19 protein-coding genes are annotated in these 17,274 nt (G+C 45.8%); 8 read left to right on the forward strand and 11 right to left on the reverse strand.

Annotated features, from left to right (window positions below; all coding sequences use genetic code 11):
• Positions 1–116: 116 nt before the first annotated feature.
• A complete protein-coding gene (locus QT979_RS22230) occupies positions 117–956 on the forward strand; it encodes a HEAT repeat domain-containing protein (RefSeq protein ID WP_333311706.1) in 840 nt (279 codons plus the stop codon).
• 21 nt (positions 957–977) lie between these two features.
• On the opposite strand, the gene QT979_RS22235 is transcribed toward QT979_RS22230, so the two are convergent.
• The gene (locus QT979_RS22235; protein WP_333311707.1) at positions 978–1,682 is read right to left on the reverse strand and encodes a DJ-1/PfpI family protein; all 705 of its coding nucleotides are present in this window, start codon (positions 1,680–1,682) and stop codon (positions 978–980) included.
• A 92-nt stretch (positions 1,683–1,774) separates the two neighbouring features.
• On the opposite strand from QT979_RS22235, the gene QT979_RS22240 reads away from it, so the two are divergent.
• Entirely contained in the window at positions 1,775–2,497 is a 723-nt protein-coding gene (locus QT979_RS22240) for a LuxR C-terminal-related transcriptional regulator (RefSeq protein ID WP_333216651.1), read from the forward strand.
• A gap of 70 nt (positions 2,498–2,567) precedes the next feature.
• On the forward strand, positions 2,568–3,194 hold the full coding sequence (locus tag QT979_RS22245; protein WP_333216653.1) for a HEAT repeat domain-containing protein: 627 nt from the start codon (positions 2,568–2,570) through the stop codon (positions 3,192–3,194).
• Here QT979_RS22245 and QT979_RS22250 read toward each other — a convergent pair.
• Entirely contained in the window at positions 3,183–3,476 is a 294-nt protein-coding gene (locus tag QT979_RS22250) for a DUF2103 domain-containing protein (protein ID WP_333055302.1), read from the reverse strand. The two genes, QT979_RS22245 and QT979_RS22250, sit on opposite strands and share 12 nt — an antisense overlap.
• Positions 3,477–3,576: 100 nt before the next feature.
• Entirely contained in the window at positions 3,577–4,044 is a 468-nt protein-coding gene (locus QT979_RS22255) for a response regulator (RefSeq protein WP_333311708.1), read from the reverse strand.
• Positions 4,045–4,472: 428 nt separating this feature from the next.
• On the opposite strand from QT979_RS22255, the gene QT979_RS22260 reads away from it, so the two are divergent.
• On the forward strand, positions 4,473–4,799 hold the full coding sequence (locus QT979_RS22260) for an antibiotic biosynthesis monooxygenase (protein WP_333055299.1): 327 nt from the start codon (positions 4,473–4,475) through the stop codon (positions 4,797–4,799).
• Here QT979_RS22260 and cas6 read toward each other — a convergent pair whose 3' ends face one another.
• Both cas6 and QT979_RS22270 read right to left on the reverse strand, forming a co-directional pair.
• Complete coding sequence (gene cas6 / locus QT979_RS22265; protein WP_333216658.1) at positions 4,800–5,681, reverse strand: CRISPR-associated endoribonuclease Cas6; 882 nt, start codon at positions 5,679–5,681, stop codon at positions 4,800–4,802.
• Positions 5,682–5,976: 295 nt separating this feature from the next.
• Positions 5,977–7,059: a class I fructose-bisphosphate aldolase gene (locus QT979_RS22270; protein ID WP_333311709.1), complete on the reverse strand. Its 1,083-nt coding sequence runs from the start codon at positions 7,057–7,059 to the stop codon at positions 5,977–5,979.
• A 224-nt stretch (positions 7,060–7,283) separates the two neighbouring features.
• Between QT979_RS22270 and QT979_RS22275 the strand changes: the two genes are divergently transcribed.
• Together QT979_RS22275 and QT979_RS22280 are read left to right on the forward strand one after the other, a co-directional pair.
• Positions 7,284–9,914, forward strand: a complete 2,631-nt coding sequence (locus tag QT979_RS22275) for a M1 family metallopeptidase (RefSeq protein ID WP_333311710.1) — start codon at positions 7,284–7,286, stop codon at positions 9,912–9,914.
• A 204-nt stretch (positions 9,915–10,118) separates the two neighbouring features.
• The gene (locus QT979_RS22280; RefSeq protein ID WP_333311711.1) at positions 10,119–10,616 is read left to right on the forward strand and encodes an NUDIX hydrolase; all 498 of its coding nucleotides are present in this window, start codon (positions 10,119–10,121) and stop codon (positions 10,614–10,616) included.
• 195 nt (positions 10,617–10,811) lie between these two features.
• Here QT979_RS22280 and QT979_RS22285 read toward each other — a convergent pair whose 3' ends face one another.
• The 6 genes from QT979_RS22285 to petC form a co-directional block, all read right to left on the reverse strand.
• Entirely contained in the window at positions 10,812–11,294 is a 483-nt protein-coding gene (locus QT979_RS22285; protein ID WP_333311712.1) for a hypothetical protein, read from the reverse strand.
• A 51-nt stretch (positions 11,295–11,345) separates the two neighbouring features.
• Positions 11,346–12,473: an FAD-dependent oxidoreductase gene (locus QT979_RS22290; protein WP_333311713.1), complete on the reverse strand. Its 1,128-nt coding sequence runs from the start codon at positions 12,471–12,473 to the stop codon at positions 11,346–11,348.
• 232 nt (positions 12,474–12,705) lie between these two features.
• A complete protein-coding gene (gene psbQ / locus QT979_RS22295) occupies positions 12,706–13,149 on the reverse strand; it encodes a photosystem II protein PsbQ (protein ID WP_333216172.1) in 444 nt (147 codons plus the stop codon).
• 110 nt (positions 13,150–13,259) lie between these two features.
• Positions 13,260–14,111, reverse strand: a complete 852-nt coding sequence (locus tag QT979_RS22300) for an alpha/beta fold hydrolase (RefSeq protein ID WP_333216174.1) — start codon at positions 14,109–14,111, stop codon at positions 13,260–13,262.
• Between the two features lie 105 nt (positions 14,112–14,216).
• Positions 14,217–15,206 (reverse strand): cytochrome f, encoded by a 990-nt coding sequence (petA, locus tag QT979_RS22305; RefSeq protein ID WP_333216176.1) that lies wholly within the window; start codon positions 15,204–15,206, stop codon positions 14,217–14,219.
• Between the two features lie 165 nt (positions 15,207–15,371).
• Complete coding sequence (gene petC, locus QT979_RS22310) at positions 15,372–15,914, reverse strand: cytochrome b6-f complex iron-sulfur subunit (protein WP_242717315.1); 543 nt, start codon at positions 15,912–15,914, stop codon at positions 15,372–15,374.
• Positions 15,915–16,128: 214 nt separating this feature from the next.
• On the opposite strand from petC, the gene QT979_RS22315 reads away from it, so the two are divergent.
• Together QT979_RS22315 and QT979_RS22320 are read left to right on the forward strand one after the other, a co-directional pair.
• Entirely contained in the window at positions 16,129–16,446 is a 318-nt protein-coding gene (locus QT979_RS22315) for a DUF3067 family protein (protein WP_333036983.1), read from the forward strand.
• Between the two features lie 411 nt (positions 16,447–16,857).
• Complete coding sequence (locus tag QT979_RS22320; RefSeq protein WP_333044070.1) at positions 16,858–17,166, forward strand: carbon dioxide-concentrating mechanism protein CcmK; 309 nt, start codon at positions 16,858–16,860, stop codon at positions 17,164–17,166.
• Positions 17,167–17,274: the final 108 nt, after the last annotated feature.

A 17,274-nucleotide genomic window follows, 5' to 3' on the forward strand; every position in this document is an offset into this window, starting at 1 on the left:
TCTGCCTCATTGTAGTTTTTTTTCCATGATTATGGGATGTTTGGTTTCACCCTTTTTTAATTCGCCAACAGTCTCTTTCAATCGCCTAATAACTAATAACTAATAACTAATAACTAATGACTATGGATTATTACGAATCCGACTCACCGCCGGCGGGTGTAGCTGAGGGCGAGTCTTTAACAGTTGAACAGGCGATCGCAAATTTGCACTCCCAAGATTACAGTCTCCGGTATTATGCTGCTTGGTGGGTGGGCAGATTTCGAGTCAAGGAACCGGCAGCTATTGCAGCTTTAATTGCCGCATTGGAAGAAGAGTCAGAACAAACAAAAATCGGCGACTATTCCCTATTACGAAATGCGGCGCGGGCTCTGGGTAAATTGGGTGACAAACAAGCCTTACCGGCCCTGATTCGCTGTTTGGAATGCGCTGATTATTACGTGCGGGAAGCGGCGGCTCAAGCTCTAGAAATGCTGGGCGATCGCGATTCTATTGGGCCGCTAATGAAGTTATTGGATGGGGGCGTAGCTGTGGCTGTGCGAGTGCCAGGAAAATCGCACCTCGTGCAACCTTACGACTCGGTAATTGAAGCTTTGGGAACGCTGCAAGCTACAGAAGCAATACCGCTAATTTCACCTTTTTTAGAACATTCTGTGGAGCGGGTGCAGTACGCTGCGGCGCGGGCGATGTATCAGTTAACTGGAGAGCGGGTTTACGGAGAGCGATTGGTAAGTGCTTTGAATGGGGATAATTTGCAGTTGAGGCGATCGGCGTTGATGGACTTGGGGGCGATCGGCTATTTGCCGGGAGCGCAAGCTATTTCTGAAACTTTAGCAGAAAATAGCCTGAAATTGATAGCGCTCAAAGGAGTTTTGGAGCATCACCTCAATCAACAAGAATCACTATATTTGTCAGATGAAGCTATCCAAGTTATGAACTTAATGGATAGCCTTTTGTAAATAGCGCAGGTAACTATTAACTTAATGATTAATACCCAATTCGAGCGCTGTTTGCTTCGTTGCTGCGAGGGATGCCTTTATTAGCTGTTCGCCAAATTTCTTCACTTGCTCAACTAAAATCTCTCCAGCACTTTCGGGAGAACCAGCATTAAAAGGTGGTGCGGGATTATACTCTAGAAGTAACTGAATCATTTTGGCAGTTTCCTCGCCGCAGAGTTTGGCAACAACTACCAATCCAAAATCGATACCAGCAGTTACGCCACCGCCTGTGATGCGATCGCGATCGACAACAACTCTTCCCGTTCCAACTTCAACACCCAGCATTGCTAACTGGTCGCGAAATGCCCAATGGCAAGCAGCGCGGTATCCTTGAAGGAGTCCAGCAGCAGCTAAAATCAAAGAACCCGTACAAACCGAGGTGATATATTTGGCTGTTTTTCCCTGTTGGCGCAGAAATTCCAGTACCTCCGCATCCTGCATCATTTCCACCTGCCCGATCGCGCCACCGGGAACGCACAAAACATCTAAAGACAGACAGTCATTGAAGGTGGCGGTAGGTAAAATCGTCATCCCCTCGCTACTCGTCACTGGTTCGAGAGTCTTCCACAACAGCAGAACACGAGTGTCAGGCATCATGGAAAATACCTGGTAAGGCCCAGTCATATCGAGTTGAGTCATGCCAGGAAAAATCACCAGACCAATGTAATATTTTGCTTGATTTGTCATTTTTCAAATTATTGGAACCTTTGCTAGAGATTATCGTAGGAAGTAATCTCAAAATTGCATAGTCCCCATGTGAGTACACTTTGAACCCATCAATGACTAATTCTCTTTATGCCCTATTTGACGCGATCGCCTCTGCTCGCGACGAGCGCGAACTTCGACTGCGGTTTATGGATGGAGTGGGCGAGCATTTTGGAGTACAGCGTTGGGGAATCTATTTCTTTGGCGAACACTCCGGCATTGCCGAGATTGATGTTCGGGGCGTACCCAATGTTAGTGCTTTTGTAGAGCGCTACGAAAAAGTTGGTCGAGCCGTCGATCCGGTGTTGCGCTACGTGCTTGAGTGCCATGCTCCGGCTCACGAAGAAATGGTGCTACCTCTGGGAGGTTGGAAGCATTGCGAACTTTATCAGCACTGTTGCGCCTACTACGATCACGAACACATAATAACTGGGCCAATTGTAGGCGACGGCCGTCTTATTGGTACAGTTAATTTAGCCCGCGTCGGTGATACACCTGCATTTGGTGGTGGGGAAGTTGCTCGCTTGAGCGCGCTATGTCTTCACCTGTCAGCCCGTCTGGCAAAGTTACAGGTGCCGGAGGCAAGATTCATTTCGCCGTTAGCGAGTCGTTTGACACCGCGAGAGGTACAAATTGCTGAACTGGTAGCACAAGGACTAACGAATGCTGAGATTGGTGCAGCGCTGTGGATTACGCAAAATTCTGTCAAGCAAGCTCTCAAACGGATGTTCCGCAAGCTGAATGTTTGTTCTCGGACTGAGATGATAGCGCAACTTCAAGGGATTTTAGGTTCATAGGAAATATTGTGAAAATGAGCAATCTAAAATCTCAAATCGTTTGTAAACCTGCTGTAAATACTATAAATAAATGGCATTAGAACTAATTCAGGCTGTCGAACAAGCAGATTCTTCCGAAGGCTTGTTAAATGCAGTCAAAGCACTGGCGGCGACTCCCTCAACACAAGCAATTCCTACCTTAATTACAGTGCTCGGTTACAACAACCCAGGCGCCGCTGTTGCCGCCGTGGATGGGCTAATTCAGCTCGGAGAAGCTGCGGTGCTGCCGCTTCTAGAACAGCTTGACGGCTACAATTACGGGGCGAGAGCTTGGGCTGTTCGGGCTTTGGCGGGAATTGGCGATCCCAGGGGTTTGGAGATTTTGCTGGATGCAGCGGCGAATGACTTTGCTTTGAGCGTGCGGCGGGCGGCGGTTAGGGGTTTGGGGACGATTTGCTGGGAATTGATGCCCACAGAACAAATTGCAGATGCTCAACTTCGCACTGTGAAAACGCTACTGCAAGCGTCCCGCGATCCAGAATGGGTGGTGCGCTACGCAGCAGCGGGGGGTTTGCAAGCTTTGGCGGCTGCTGCGACTGTTAAACCGGATTGGTTAGCGGAAGTTTCGGCCAGACTTGAGGAAATCACCCAAAGCGATGAAACTACTTCGGTGAAAGCCCGGGCTTTGCTTGCTAAGAAAATATTGTCACTTGGGTAGGGTTTGGGCGATCGTCTCTTCCAAGTCGCCTTGAGTGAGAGTCGTTAATATAAAGACTTCTTGTACGGTTTTGCCCTGTCTGGCGATGATTTTAAATCCCCCGCGGATGGGTACTGACACTCTTAATGTCATGCGGGGGATGTGTCCTTTAACTTTGTTGATGACGCCCGGAGTTACTGTTTGAATGCCCATTTTTAGGGTGAGGCGCTCTAAAATTGGTATCAAACCGGGAAGGTGGGTAGAGTGGTTCCAAACTAGGCGGCCTTTGGGTTGTGCGTTCATAAATATTTAACCAAATTCAACATACCCAGTCTAAGCCACCCCTGGGGGGAACCAATTTGAAATTCCCTCAACTTATGTATCAATAACGTTACTGTGAGTGTCATTGCCAGCAAACCGAGACAATCTCAAACCGAGATTTTTGGTTCCGGGCACGCAAGCTAAGATTTGATGGCGCAGAATTGTCCTGTACTTTTTGATGTGGTGGGTTGGTAACTGTCGGTTTTTCTAGTTGAGTGGCGATCGCCCCGAGCATTGCTGCGACACTGCAAGGTTTTTTGAGATAGCCGTCTGCTTTAAGTTCCAGGGCTTTTTCCATTTCGGAGGCTGTCATAAAAATAAACGGAATGCTGGCGGTTGCAGGGTGCGATCGCACGGCTGCGAATACTTCAAAACCGTCGAGTTCCGGCATCATGACATCTGACAAAATTAAATCGGGAATTTGGGCAGCTAACTGGATACCAACTTGTCCGTTTTCGGCGCCGACAGCTTCAAAACCGCGCGATTCCAGAAGTTCTAATACGGTTTCTCGGATTAAGTTATCGTCTTCAATTACTAATATTTTTTTCATTTGTTTGAACAGGCTCTTTACTTTGTTTGTATCTCTCTGTTATCATTCTTACAAATTAGTTTTAAATAATTCAATAGGGTTATTGCAAAAAACCGCTTTTGACTGGCAACTGTTTACGGCTTTGTGTATGCTCGCAGCTAAGCACAACACTTGAGTTATCCGCAGCTTTACCCTGTGTACTAGCACTAGAAGTCGCTCCAGCGTACCTAGGATTGTGAACGTCTAAAATCCGCGATTCAATAGTTTATTTAATCAAGATTCTAGCCGCCTGACTTAAAAAGTTTCTATTTGAGTGGCGATCGCAGTTACGTGTAATTAATAAATCCGCCGATGAGCTAAGCGCGAAACTCCAACCTGTGCAGTTCACAAATTTCGGGCGATCGGGTAAAATCTAACTTAGTGTATCGCTATTAAGTGAGGAAAAGGATATGTCAGAATTTCTCGACTTTCTCAGACATCAGTTTGCCTACGTTGCCATTGGCGAATTTAAACCAGGAAAATTTGAAGCTGCAGAACAACTTTTTGAAAAAGCCGTTGCAACTTATGCCACAGGTTTTAAGGGAGCATACCTGCTGCAATTGCCCAATACAGACAAAGGTATTGCCATCATTTTTTGGGAAAGCGTAGAAGATATGGCAGCCAATCAAAGCGAAGCTTATCAGGAAATATTGAAGCAGATGGCGCCTTTGTTTGCGAAAATACCAGACACTGATGTTTATGAAATTGTTAGTGAAATTCAGCCAAAAAGTGAATGATTAAAAAACCTGCAATCGGCGCGTCATTCCCATTCCCATCGGCGTCTTTCGCCCGACTCCACTGTAAAGCGCAAAATCTGCTAAAGTGTTAATTTGCTTGATAGTAGCAGGAGCTATATCTCCCATAATTCGGTAACTAATATCCCCGACGCAGCCAATAAATTTACTGCGAGAATCTGTACTAACTTCTGTTCTGATATCGAAGAAACTGGGAAAAATAGCTTCTGTGAAAGTAGGTTCGATCGCAATCCGGCTGTACTTGTTCCAGCGATTAGCTAAACTGCCAAAAATACTCTCACGAGTGGGCATAGCACTATCGTAGACACCTTGCCGAAAATTAGTAGGAGTGCAAAAACTAAAAGCTATTTGGCGCTCAGTTTCCGAAGCTCTCTCGAACAATTCAGCGTAAGTACAAAAGTTTACCCAAGGCTGGTTGGATTGCGGTTCCCTCAAAATATTAGTAATGTATATATTTGTCGGCCCCAGATGCCAAGGGCGATCAAAATTGAGTTGCTGCCAAAGTTGAGTTAGGCGATCGAACAAACCGTCATCCAGCAGAGAAATTCGCCACCAAATCGGCGTATTTTCCTGAATAGCTTGCTTGTGTTCCCACTGTACAGCCGGAGATATTGTGCGGGAATCCGGAGGCAAAGCTCTCTTTTGTCGCTGCGGCGTACTGCTTTTGTAAGCCTCTTTTCTGCTTACTTGAAACGGGCTTAAAGTGAAAGCTTTTTCATGAGATTGATCGTGCAGGTAGGCGCTCAAATCGCTGTCTACAGCACTCACAAGGTTCAAAAACAAAGCGTGGAGATGCCGCCCCGTTAAAAACTGGGATGGAATTGGTGCAACTGGCAGCAGGTTTAAAACAAGGCTGTGGGGCATTTTTAAATTCTATACTATGTCTGTATAGCCTTTCTCAGTAACATGAGGTGCTCGTAGGGCATAGGGCATAGGGCATAGGGCATAGGGCATAGGGTATAGGGCATAGGGCATAGGACTCACCCCGCTTGAGAATCGCTATATGTATGTTCAGCTAGTATTAATACTACAGCTAAGTTGCCACTTAGATTAAAGAATTTTAATCACGTAAGGTGCACAGTGTGCACCCTACGTTTAGAGGAATTTGTGCGTAAGGTGCACGCTAGGTTTAGGTGGTGATATTGAGTGCGGTAAATTTTTAGGCGATCGAGATTTCAGGCGACAAATAAACATCTTGAATGGCGTGGAACAATTTTACGCCTTCTTCAAAAGGACGCTGAAAAGTTTTGCGACCGGAAATTAAGCCGCAGCCGCCAGCGCGCTTGTTGATTACCGCCGTGCGAATTGCTTCTGCAAAATCGCTTTTCCCGGAAGCACCGCCGGAGTTAATTAAACCCATCCTTCCCGCATAACAGTTGAGAACTTGATAGCGAGTTAGATCGATCGGGTGATCCGTTGTTAAATCCGAATAAACGCGCTTGTCGGTTTTGCCGTAACTGTGACCGCTAGCTTTAGCAACTGCTGCATAGCCGTTGTTGCATTCGGGCAATTTCTGCTTGATAATGTCAGCTTGAATTGTCACTCCCAAGTGATTTGCTTGCCCGGTTAAATCGGCTGCAACGTGATAATCTTTGTCTTGTTTAAAGATATCGTTGCGGAGATAGCACCACAAAATCGTCGCCATTCCGTATTCGTGAGCGTGGGCAAAAGCCTGACTGACTTCTTGGATTTGTCGCGTCGATTCGGGAGAACCAAAATAAATTGTTGCTCCGACTGCTGTTGCTCCCAAATTCCAAGCTTGCTCGACGGTCGCAAACATTATTTGGTCAAATTGATTGGGATAAGTCAGCAATTCGTTGTGATTGAGCTTGACAATAAAAGGGATTTTGTGCGCGTATTTGCGAGATACGCTTCCCAAAACTCCCAGGGTTGTCGCGACAGCATTGCAGCCAGCAGAAATTGCTAATTTAATGATATTTTCGCTGTCAAAATAGATTGGATTCGGTGCAAAAGAAGCGGCCGCCGAGTGTTCGATTCCTTGGTCTACGGGCAGGATGGATAAATAGCCGGTATTGGCCAAGCGTCCGCTAGAATAGAGTTGCTGAAGCGATCGCAAAACTTGGGGAGATCGATCGGTTTGAGCAAAAATGCGATCGACCCAATCAGGCCCCGGCAGGTGCAACAAATCTTTAGAAACTTTTGCTTGATGAGTGAGCAAGTCTTCGGCTTCGTCGCCAAGCCAAGATTCGATCGAACTGGGAACTGATAGTGTAGCTGTCATACAGATTTCCCTCTCAATTTCAATTGCAGGCTGATGATTGCAGACATTAACCTTGCTGATATTGTAGCGAAAAAATCATATTTTCAATCTCATCAACACTCGACGCAGTTTTTAACAAGTTAGCGACAACAGCAGCTAGGACGCGCTACTCTATAATAAGCTGGCAGTTCAGCCGGATCTGCGCTGCCAGCGATCGCCGATCGACTCACAACTTTGCCATCACAATGTCACACACTTACTTTGATTCTGAAAACGGTCACAAATCCTTCGAGATGCCCGGTGCCAGGCCCCACTACAACCCCGATCGCCCTGGTCAAGTAGAGCACATTTTCCTCGACTTAGTGCTGAATATTCCCAAACAAAGCTTTCGTGGCACTTGCAGCATCCGCATCAATCCTGTCCGCAGCGGTATTGACAAATTAACCTTAGATGCCGTCAACCTGAATATCAAATCAGTAAAAATTGGCGAAATTGAGCAAAATTTCGACAGCGATGGCGAAGTGTTGCAAATTCAACTACACGAACCAACCGGAGCTTACCAACCAATTACAATTGCGATCGAATACTCAGTCGAAAAACCCCAGCGTGGCCTCTATTTCGTCGGCCCGGACAAACACTATCCAGACAAACCAACACAAGTTTGGACTCAAGGCGAAGACGAAGATTCCCGCTTCTGGTTTCCCTGTTTCGACTATCCCGGACAGTTGGCAACTTCGGAAATTCGAGTGCAAGTTCCGAGACAACTCTTTGCTATTTCCAACGGCGAATTAATTAGTACAAAAAACGAAGGCGACGATAAAATTTATCACTGGTCCCAAACCCAGGTACACCCGACCTACTTAATGACCTTAGCAGTAGGAGATTTTGCCGAAATTAAAGACGAATGGAACGGCAAACCAGTTAATTATTACCTGGAAAGAAGCCGGGAAGCAGACGCTAAGCGCAGCATGGGCAAAACGCCTCAAATGATTGAATTCTTCTCTAAAGCATTTGGCTATCCTTACCCTTTTCCCAAATACGCTCAAGTCTGCGTCGATGATTTCATCTTCGGCGGTATGGAAAATACTTCGACAACTTTACTAACAGATAGGTGCTTGTTAGACGAACGCGCCAGCCTCGACAATCGAGGCACGGAAAGCTTAGTCGCCCACGAATTGGCTCACCAATGGTTCGGTGATTTAGTAGTAATTAAACATTGGTCTCATGCTTGGCTGAAAGAAGGCATGGCTTCTTATTCCGAGGTGCTGTGGACTGATAAAGAATATGGCAAAGAAGAGGCGGCTTACTATATGTTAAATGAAGCCCGCAGTTATTTAGCAGAAGACAGTTCTCGCTACCGCCGCCCGATGGTTACTCACGTTTACCGCGAGGCCATTGAATTGTACGATCGCCATTTGTACGAAAAAGGTGCTTGTGTCTATCACATGATTCGCGCCGAGTTGGGCGACGAATTATTTTATAAAGCAATTCACACTTTTGTGCGGGATAACGCTCACAAAACTGTAGAAACAATCGATTTGCTCAGGGCGATAGAAAAGGCTACTGGTCGCAATCTCATGTTTTTGTTTGACCAGTACGTTTATCGCGGTGGTCATCCCGATTATAAGGTTGCTTATTCCTGGGATGGCGACAGCAAGTTAGCAAAAGTTACTGTCACCCAAACTCAGGTAAAAGATAGCAAAAATGGCAACGGCAACAGCAAAGATGTTTTCGATCTTAAAATACCGATCGGCTTCGGTTACAAGCCGGAAAAAGAAGCAGATGATGACAATTCAGCACCTTCGACTCCGAACCTAAAAACTTTCATAGTCCGAGTGCATGAGCGCGAGCAAAGCTTCTATTTTCCTCTCGAAGAGAAGCCTGCATTTATAAGTTTTGATGTCGGCAATAAATACTTAAAAACTGTTGTTTTAGAGTATGGAATTGCTGAATTAAAAGCTCAGCTACAATTCGATCCAGACCCTGTTTCGCGGATTTACGCTGCCCAAGCTTTGGCGAAGAAGGGAGGGCTGGAAGCTGTGAAAACGCTGTCAGAAGTTCTCAAGAAAGAGCCGTTCTGGGCAGTACGGGCAGAAGTTGCCGGTCAGTTAGTTGAAATTAAACTCGACCAAGTTTTTGAAGGTTTAGTAAGTGGTTTAAAAGATAAAGATGCTCGTGTTCGTCGCGCTGTGGTGAATGCGCTGGGTAAAATCCAAACTCACGAAAGTTATAAAGCGCTGAGATCGATCGTCGAAAAAGGCGACGACAGCTATTATGTAGAAGCAGCAGCAGCGACTGCTATGGGCTCCATTGCAGGGGCTAACCCCGACGAAAAACCGAGCGACGAACAGGTACTGAAAGAGTTAAAATTGGTGCTGAAAGAGCGTCAGGGGTGGAATGAGGTAGTGCGATCGGGTGCGATCGCCGGTTTGGCGCAGATGAAAACTTCGGAAGATGCGCTGAATTTAATATTGAAATACACAGCCGTCGGCACTCCGCAAGCTTTGCGCTTGGCTGCAATTCGAGCTTTGGGCACAATTTCGAGTGGTCAAACGAAGGTCAATTTAGAACGGATTTTGCAGCGATTGGCAGAATTATCTAAAGAGACGTTTTTCTTGACTCAAGTCTCTGTAGTAGCGGGATTAGGACAAATGCAAACTCGCAAAGCAATTCGCATTTTGCGTTCTTTAGCTGACCAAACTCCCGATGGCCGCGTTCGCCGCATGGCTGATGAAGCTGTGCAAAGAGTGCAGAAAAATTCTGGTTCTGATGCAGCGGTAAAGCAGTTGCGGGAGGAATTAGACCAGGTGAAAAAGGAGAATCAAGATTTGAGGAGTCGGATGGAAAATTTGGAGGCTAAGGCGAAGAAAGATTAGGTGTAAAACCCCATACCGGCGCAGATAAAGGCAGATATTGGCGATCGGCTTTTATCTGCTTGTCGGTAGAGGATTTCGCGCAGTTATTATAATAATATAATTGTTCAGTGGGAGTGCATGGGAATTTCCTATTTTCCACAGAGGGGAAAAACCAAATATCTTTATTCTCCACTTTGTTGTCTCAACTGGGGAATTATCTAGAATGTGGATGCAATTTTTATTTTTGAGTTGTCAACTGTTGATGAAGTTGCAGTAGCTTTTTCACCCAGAAATATTGCACCAATCATGAGTCTAAGAACCGCTGTATTGATAGAGCAATCGGGGGTAATTCCCTATCGTATTCAAGACGGAGAAATTGAAGTAATGCTGATTACTTCTTCGGCTAGCAAGCGCTGGGTGATTCCCAAAGGATTAATTGAACCTGACATGACTCCCCAAGATTCCGCCGCCAAGGAAGCTTGGGAAGAAGCAGGTTTGTTGGGTAAAGTTTTCCCGGATTTGCTAGGAACTTACGAGTATCAAAAGTCCGGCTGTACTTGGCTGGTAGGAGTATTTTTAATGCAAGTGCAAGCAGTTCTGGAAATTTGGCCCGAAGCTACCAAGAGAAAGCGGCAGTGGGTAAGTATTCCTAAAGCAATTAAGCGGGTTAATGAACCGGAACTGAAACTTATTTTGGCGGATTTACCTAATAGGTTCTGGTAATTTAGTCATGGATGCAGAACCTAATTATCTAAGGTGCGCCGAGGCGCATCTTAGCGCCATAATTCTTCGCGCGTCTAACCACTTTTTGGTCTTAGTATAAACTTGTAGGGTGCGTCCGTCAGCTAAAGTATTGGAAAATCGAGCTATGATTACTGACGCACCCTACAAAATGATGGCAGTGTAAAAAGTTTCCCCTTAAGCGTTAGCTGACAGAAAAGGAATGCTTTCGGCTAAGTTATCCTTAACTTCAATTCCCTGTTTTCTCGCCCAAAACTGGCTCAAAAAGTGAATTTGCCGCAAGCCGACAACTAAATTTAAACCTGGTACAAAAAGCCACCAAACTGTTAGTGGTTTTTTGATTCCTTCTTGGCGGTACAATTCGTTAACTGTCTTGTAAAGTTTGAACTGCACGATGTAAATCCAAGCAATACCCAGCAAGGAAAACCAACCAAACCATCCGGGAACGTCAGGGTCGAATATTCGCAAAGCTTGGGGGACGGCTACTCCTAAAACAAAGGGAAGCAAGCAAAGGGTTCCCGACCAACCAATGCCGTTATAGCGACGCAATTCTTCTTGAATAATCCATTTGTACCATCCGTAATATAGCAGTAAACTGACTGCAGACAGCAAAATTACTCGCCACAAAGAGCGGGGTTTACCTAAAGGTTTGTCGGACATATTTAGATGTAAGATATGAATGGCTATCTTGATTGTATTAACATTTGTTAATTATTGCAAAATCATTTCTCGAATCGATCGCGCTGTTGCAGGGGCCAGCAGAACACCGTTGCGATAGTGGCCGCTGGCGATGAGAACGCGATCGTTACCGGGAAGCGTCTCGATAATTGGGGCCGGTCGCCCTTCCGGCCGCGGGCGCAATCCTGACCATTTCCTGATGATTGAGGCGAATGCTAAGGCGGGACAAAGTGCGATCGCCCTTGCCATCACTTGCGCCAAGATATCAGCATTCGCCTGAATTTCCCCGCCATTTTCGGAAAACTCCACTGTCGCCCCCACCCAAAATTCCTGATTTCCCAAAGGCACAATGTGAACGTCATCGCAAGTAATTACCGGGCTAAAATCTGGGTTTCCTACAGGATTGGGCGATCGCAAATGCAGCGCTTGTCCCAACACCGGGCGAATGTCAACCAACTGATTTAACGATGCAGTCACAGCAGCAGAACCCAAACCAGCCGCCACAATTAGTCGATCGAAATTTTCAATAACAGGCAAGATGCCTGTTCCACAAGAATTATTGACAGCAATGGAAGATGCGAGTTGAATCTCAGACACCTGAGAATCCAACTCAGTAATGCCTTGAACTTCCACTCCAAACTCAAAATTAACTCCTTTGAGTTTAGCAGCATCAACCAAAGCCAAAGTTAGCGCCGTCGGATCGACTTGCCGATCTTGAGGGGAATAAATCGCAGCAATAATCTGATCGTTTAAAGAGAGATGAGGGCAGCGAGATCGCACTCGTTCCCGATCCCAAAGTCCCAATTGCCAACCTTGAGACTCGCGAGTGGCTATCAATTTTTCCCACTTACTTAAATCCTCTCCCTCCGAACAAAGCATTAAAATTCCTTCTTTGTTAAAAGGAATTTTTCGCCCCGTAACTGCTTCCAATTCAGGAATCAAAGTTTCGTAGCGCTGAAGGCTGGTTTCCCTCAACTGCCAATTTCTGCCCTTAGTTTTGTGGCTGATAACTCCCATCAAGACACCGAGTGCAGCGCCAGTAGAACCTTGTGCCGGCGGCTGTTTGTCGAACACAGTAACTTGCAGTTCGGGAAATTGACTTAGTTCAAAGGCGATCGAAGCCCCAACAATACCACAACCAATAATTGCAACACGAACCATTCAATTTTAGATTTTAGATTTTAGATTTTAGATTAACAGTTTCCTAGGTTTTGTCCATATAAACCTTTTTTGGACGGGCAAGATGCCCGCCCCACAAGAAAACTAATTCTTTCTTTGTGGAACAGGCATCTTGCCTGTTTTTGACAATGATACGCCCCACAAGAAAACTGATTCTTTCTTTGTGGAACAGGCATCTTGCCTGTCCTGGATGCCAGATGTGAGTTAAAGCTAATTAAGCTTTAGGAATTAGCTGCAAGAAAGTATCAAAATCATTGACAGCTTTTTGATAGCTGGCCGTGACTTTTGCATAGTCAAGCTCTTTAGCAGCCAGATCAATGTTAACCAAATTGGTAAACAAACTCTTAGTTAAATCAACAGCTTGTTGTTGAGAACTAGGCAACAAACTCGCAGAAACGGTTTTCATTACATTCCGCAAGTCGCCTAGAGGCCCGTGAATGTAAGTTCTGGTATCAATCCAATTCCGTTTTTGAATTAGGTTTCCCAGTTTATCCATGCGCGATCGGAACTCTGTCAGAGTAGGAACATAGCGCTGAATTTGCTGGGTCTGAGCTGCTGTGTAAGTCGTTGGAACTTTTGCTTCCACACTGCTACAACTAACCAGAAATGCCATCAAAAACGCCATCATCAAGGCAAAAATTGAACGGGGACGAGTCATATTGATTTAAGATTTTAGATTTTAGATTTCTCGTTCTCAGGCTCTGCCTGGAAATGCAGCTCGGCGAGGAGCTGGTTCACTGCCTAGCACCGAGAGTTATGTACAAAGTATTATTTTACCTCCTGGCGGCGCAGAAAAGTTATCACAGCATCGCCAACTTTTTCTGACCAATGTTCTTGAGGATAATGCCCCGCTTGTTCCAGTGTGACTAACTCTGCATTTTGCAGGGAACCGACTAGCTTTTGAACAGGTTCAACACTCAGCCAAGGATCTGTCAAACCCCATACAAATAAAGTTGGTCGAGTCCATCCTTTCAAGCCGGATTCAATTTCGGCCATTGACTGCGGCAATTGAATATTGCGGACTGTATTCATCAGCGATCGACCTGCATCCGAACTCTTCAAAAACGGGCGGCGGTAAACATCTAAATCCTTGTCTGATATTGTCTGGCGGCTGCCACCTTCGAGAGTTCTGTCAACCAAAAGCGGGTCTTGCGTCATCATGTCGCCAATAAAAGGCAGCCCCAACTGCTGCATTTTCCAAGGCAATTTTATATCTGCTGAAACTGGTGTATTTATGATGGCTAGACGCTCAATTTTATCGGGATTGCGTAAAGCGTATTGAATGCCGGCTGAAGCTAAAAATCCTTGGACAACGAGGTAAAATCGGTCTAATTCTATAGCTTGAATAAAGCCAGCAAGGGCGTCAACAAAAGCATCGGGAGTGTAGGCAAAGTCGCGCTTGTCTGGTTTTGTCGATCGCCCGTAGCCCACCCAATCTGGGGCGATCGATCTAAATCCCTGTGCAGCCAAATCCGGCATCATTACAGTCCAGGTAAAACTCTGAGACGGCAAACCGTGCAGCAGCAGTACGGGCGGTTTACCAGTTTCGTTAACCGGATTTGTTTCCCGATAAAACCATTGCAGCGGGCCTACTTCAACTATCTTCTCATCAATTAACATTATTTTACTTGTTATTTATCAAAGAATAAGGCGGGGAATACCCGCCCTACTTACCTAATAGTTGGGTGCACACATAGTACCTTACCCAACTAATTACAGCCGCGTTTAGAAATTCATTTCAGCAGCTTGAACTTTTTCGACCTGTTTCTTCTTGAGAACCAGCATGATTTGAGCCAGCATGGTTATAGCCACGAAAGCCATCAATCCTTTAACTCGACCTGCACTTTGCAGCACAATCTCCACGTCTTTTTGACCGAAGCCACCCACATTAGGATTGTTCGTCAAAAGTTCACCTGCTGCAACTGTTTGTCCTTCAGTAACAATCAGTTCTGGGCCTGCGGGAATCGTATCAACAACGGCTGCACCTTCAGCAGGTTGAATTGTCACTTCATAACCGCCAGCTTCCGGTTGAGCAATCTTAGAAATGCTGCCAGCTACCGAAGCATTGTAAACAGTATTATTGCTCTTTTCGCCAGTAGGATAAACCTGACCGCGACCGCGGTTGCCGCCAACATAAATTTGGTATTTGCCGTAGTGAACCGACTTGTCAGTTTCTGGATTCGGCGACAAAACTGGGAATACCAATTCTTTGTACTGTTCTCCCGGCACCGGGCCCACTAAAAGAATATTTTCTTGGGTTTCGCTGTAAGGTTGGAAGTAAAGATCGCCGACTTTTTCCTTCATTTCTTCGGGAATTCTGTCAGCGGGAGCAATCTTGAAACCTTCGGGCAACATCACAACTGCGCCGACATTCAAGCCACCTTTGCTGCCGTCGCCGACAACTTGTTGCACGCTAGTATCGTAGGGAATCTTGACAATAGCTTCAAACACTGTGTCAGGCAAAACCGATTGCGGCACTTCAACTTCAGTCACTTTTGCACCGAGGTGACAGTTAGCGCAAACAATGCGGCCTGTTGCTTCGCGGGGAGTAGCGGGTGCTGTTTGCTGAGCCCAGAAAGGGTAAGCAAATGCTGCTTGGGGAAGTGCGATGTCGCTGGTAAGGAAAAATCCTGCGGCTACGATCGCAATTAAGGCTGTTTTCGCGATCGTCCTGGCACTGCGGCGAAATATCGCAGATAAATTAGTTTGTGGCATTAGAGTATTCAATCTCAAAGGTCAGACAATTTTGGATTTTGGATTTTGGATTTTGGATTTTGGACTTTGGACTTTGGATTATTAGACTGCTTTAGGGATGCAATTATCTGTGGTTTTCACCATTCACCCCATATCTAAAATCTCAAATCTAAAATCCAAAATAGTTTAAGACCACCAAGGTGCTTCGCCGGTGCGGAAATCTGTTTCTGTCCAAGTTGTAAAAGCGATCTTGTCATCTGCGACAGTGGCGTGGGCCAGGGCCAGAGACAAAGGCGCGGGGCCGCGCACCACTTTGCCCTCATTATTGTATTGAGAACCGTGGCAAGGACAGATAAACTTGTTTTCGCTAACATTCCAAGGCACGACGCAACCCAAGTGAGTGCAGACTGCATTGATACCGTAGTCGGCTATAGATTGGTCTTCTTTGACCACAACATAGGTGGGGTCGCCTTTGAGACCTTGGGCTAAGCTGCGATCGCCCGCAGGGTGCGAAGCCAAATATTCGCTAACGATGATGTCGTTACCCAAAGCATCTTTAGCTGTCACTCCGCCCCCAACTGCCCCACTCGACGGAGGAACAAAATATTGGACAACGGGATAGAGTGCGCCCAGTGCCACACCTGTGACTGTACCGAACGTCAGCAAATTCATAAATTGGCGACGCCCCATATCGGGGACATCGGGATTTCCAGCAGAAGATTGAGCCATGACCTGCCTTTACGGTTTTAAGTTACGTTTGTTTGTTAGCTGTTAGCGAACTTGTACGTGCAGAGAAAGGAGGATAATTGCCGTTAATCTGCTCGCACAAATTTTAGGCCGCGAAAATTCCTTTTAAGAATGCGCCTTCCAGCCTTTATTAGAGTATTATTACATTTTTTGAACTTTGTCTTTTATTGTTTAATGGATTAACTCAGGAGCAACCATGACGGGCCAGGATTTACACCAGCTACTGCTAGAAAAATGGGGAAAGTCTTACGATATCAGATTGCGGCGAACGCGGGGCAAGATTTTTGTACAAGTTATGTGGAAATATCTAGAACAGGCATCTTTTCCGATGACGGAGGCTGATTATTTCGAGCATTTGGATGCGGTGGCCAATTACCTCAACGGCTGGGGAAGCACTGAACAGGTGAGAGAATACATCGTAACTACTCGCGATCGCCCGCGTTTGGGCAAAGCTGTCAGCGTTCCTCTAGATTTGGGTGAAAGAGCCTCCGAGTGGTTGCTAGACGAGTTTTGAATCACTCAGTCGATTTTAGATTTTAGATTTTAGATTTTAGATTGACTCTACAGCCGGGATCTGGGGGAGTTCCCTAAAGTTTTGTGTCGCGCCGCGGCTGGATTAGTTGAGCCCAAAGTCCCGAAAATCGATCGGCGAGCTTGTCATACGACTTCCTGCTGGTGAGAAACTAAGCTGTGGCGCATCTAATTTGCACAGTTGTTTTGATTCAAAGTCTTGTGTGGCGGGCTTTGCTGCGCGCCCGCAACTGTGGGATTTAAATACCGCAACAGTTTCTGGGGCTTTTTAGGGGCTTTTTAAATTTTGGGCGATCGGACTTCTAGCTTACCAAAATCATCCGAAGCAATTTCTGTCAACAATTTCACATACAATGAGTGTCAGATATCTTGTGAAATTTAGGAGAATGTTGTAATGGGTGTTGCACTGGGAATGGTTGAAGTCTTAGGATTTCCCGCTGCAGTAGAAGTTGCGGACTCAATGGTGAAAGCAGCCCGTGTTACTTTAGTTCGCTATGAGAAAATAACCCGCGCCTACTGGACAATTATAGTGCGAGGAGATGTTTCTGAAGTGCAAGCAGCCGTTGCTGCTGGAATTGAATCAGTTAAAAAGGTCGATGGCGGAAAGTTGCTATCGTATCACATAATTGCTCGTCCCCACGAGAATCTGGATTACATTTTGCCGATCGGCTACACTCCCGAAGTAGAACAGTTCCGAATGTAGTCAAAGTTTTGACAAAACTTTGGTGTGGAATTTTAACTTTTAGTAATTATAGAGGCGCGGGCGATCGCGTCTCTATATTTTTTATCAACCTTAAAATTGAGCGATCAC

It is taken from the genome of Microcoleus sp. w2-18bC1 (assembly GCF_036700365.1).
Taxonomy (GTDB): Bacteria; Cyanobacteriota; Cyanobacteriia; order Cyanobacteriales; family Microcoleaceae; genus Microcoleus.

Excerpts from the sequence above, each read along its gene's own strand:
- petC (WP_242717315.1), bottom strand. The coding sequence starts at position 15,914 with ATGGCTCAATCTTCTGCTGGAAATCCCGATGTCCCCGATATGGGGCGT.
- QT979_RS22315 (WP_333036983.1), top strand. The coding sequence starts at position 16,129 with ATGACGGGCCAGGATTTACACCAGCTACTGCTAGAAAAATGGGGAAAG.
- QT979_RS22275 (WP_333311710.1), top strand. The coding sequence starts at position 7,284 with ATGTCACACACTTACTTTGATTCTGAAAACGGTCACAAATCCTTCGAG.
- QT979_RS22290 (WP_333311713.1), bottom strand. The coding sequence starts at position 12,473 with ATGGTTCGTGTTGCAATTATTGGTTGTGGTATTGTTGGGGCTTCGATC.
- petA (WP_333216176.1), bottom strand. The coding sequence starts at position 15,206 with ATGCCACAAACTAATTTATCTGCGATATTTCGCCGCAGTGCCAGGACG.
- QT979_RS22230 (WP_333311706.1), top strand. The coding sequence starts at position 117 with ATGACTATGGATTATTACGAATCCGACTCACCGCCGGCGGGTGTAGCT.
- QT979_RS22235 (WP_333311707.1), bottom strand. The coding sequence starts at position 1,682 with ATGACAAATCAAGCAAAATATTACATTGGTCTGGTGATTTTTCCTGGC.
- psbQ (WP_333216172.1), bottom strand. The coding sequence starts at position 13,149 with ATGACTCGTCCCCGTTCAATTTTTGCCTTGATGATGGCGTTTTTGATG.
- QT979_RS22245 (WP_333216653.1), top strand. The coding sequence starts at position 2,568 with ATGGCATTAGAACTAATTCAGGCTGTCGAACAAGCAGATTCTTCCGAA.
- QT979_RS22320 (WP_333044070.1), top strand. The coding sequence starts at position 16,858 with ATGGGTGTTGCACTGGGAATGGTTGAAGTCTTAGGATTTCCCGCTGCA.
- QT979_RS22250 (WP_333055302.1), bottom strand. The coding sequence starts at position 3,476 with ATGAACGCACAACCCAAAGGCCGCCTAGTTTGGAACCACTCTACCCAC.
- QT979_RS22300 (WP_333216174.1), bottom strand. The coding sequence starts at position 14,111 with ATGTTAATTGATGAGAAGATAGTTGAAGTAGGCCCGCTGCAATGGTTT.
- QT979_RS22270 (WP_333311709.1), bottom strand. The coding sequence starts at position 7,059 with ATGACAGCTACACTATCAGTTCCCAGTTCGATCGAATCTTGGCTTGGC.
- QT979_RS22285 (WP_333311712.1), bottom strand. The coding sequence starts at position 11,294 with ATGTCCGACAAACCTTTAGGTAAACCCCGCTCTTTGTGGCGAGTAATT.
- QT979_RS22255 (WP_333311708.1), bottom strand. The coding sequence starts at position 4,044 with ATGAAAAAAATATTAGTAATTGAAGACGATAACTTAATCCGAGAAACC.
- QT979_RS22240 (WP_333216651.1), top strand. The coding sequence starts at position 1,775 with ATGACTAATTCTCTTTATGCCCTATTTGACGCGATCGCCTCTGCTCGC.
- cas6 (WP_333216658.1), bottom strand. The coding sequence starts at position 5,681 with ATGCCCCACAGCCTTGTTTTAAACCTGCTGCCAGTTGCACCAATTCCA.
- QT979_RS22260 (WP_333055299.1), top strand. The coding sequence starts at position 4,473 with ATGTCAGAATTTCTCGACTTTCTCAGACATCAGTTTGCCTACGTTGCC.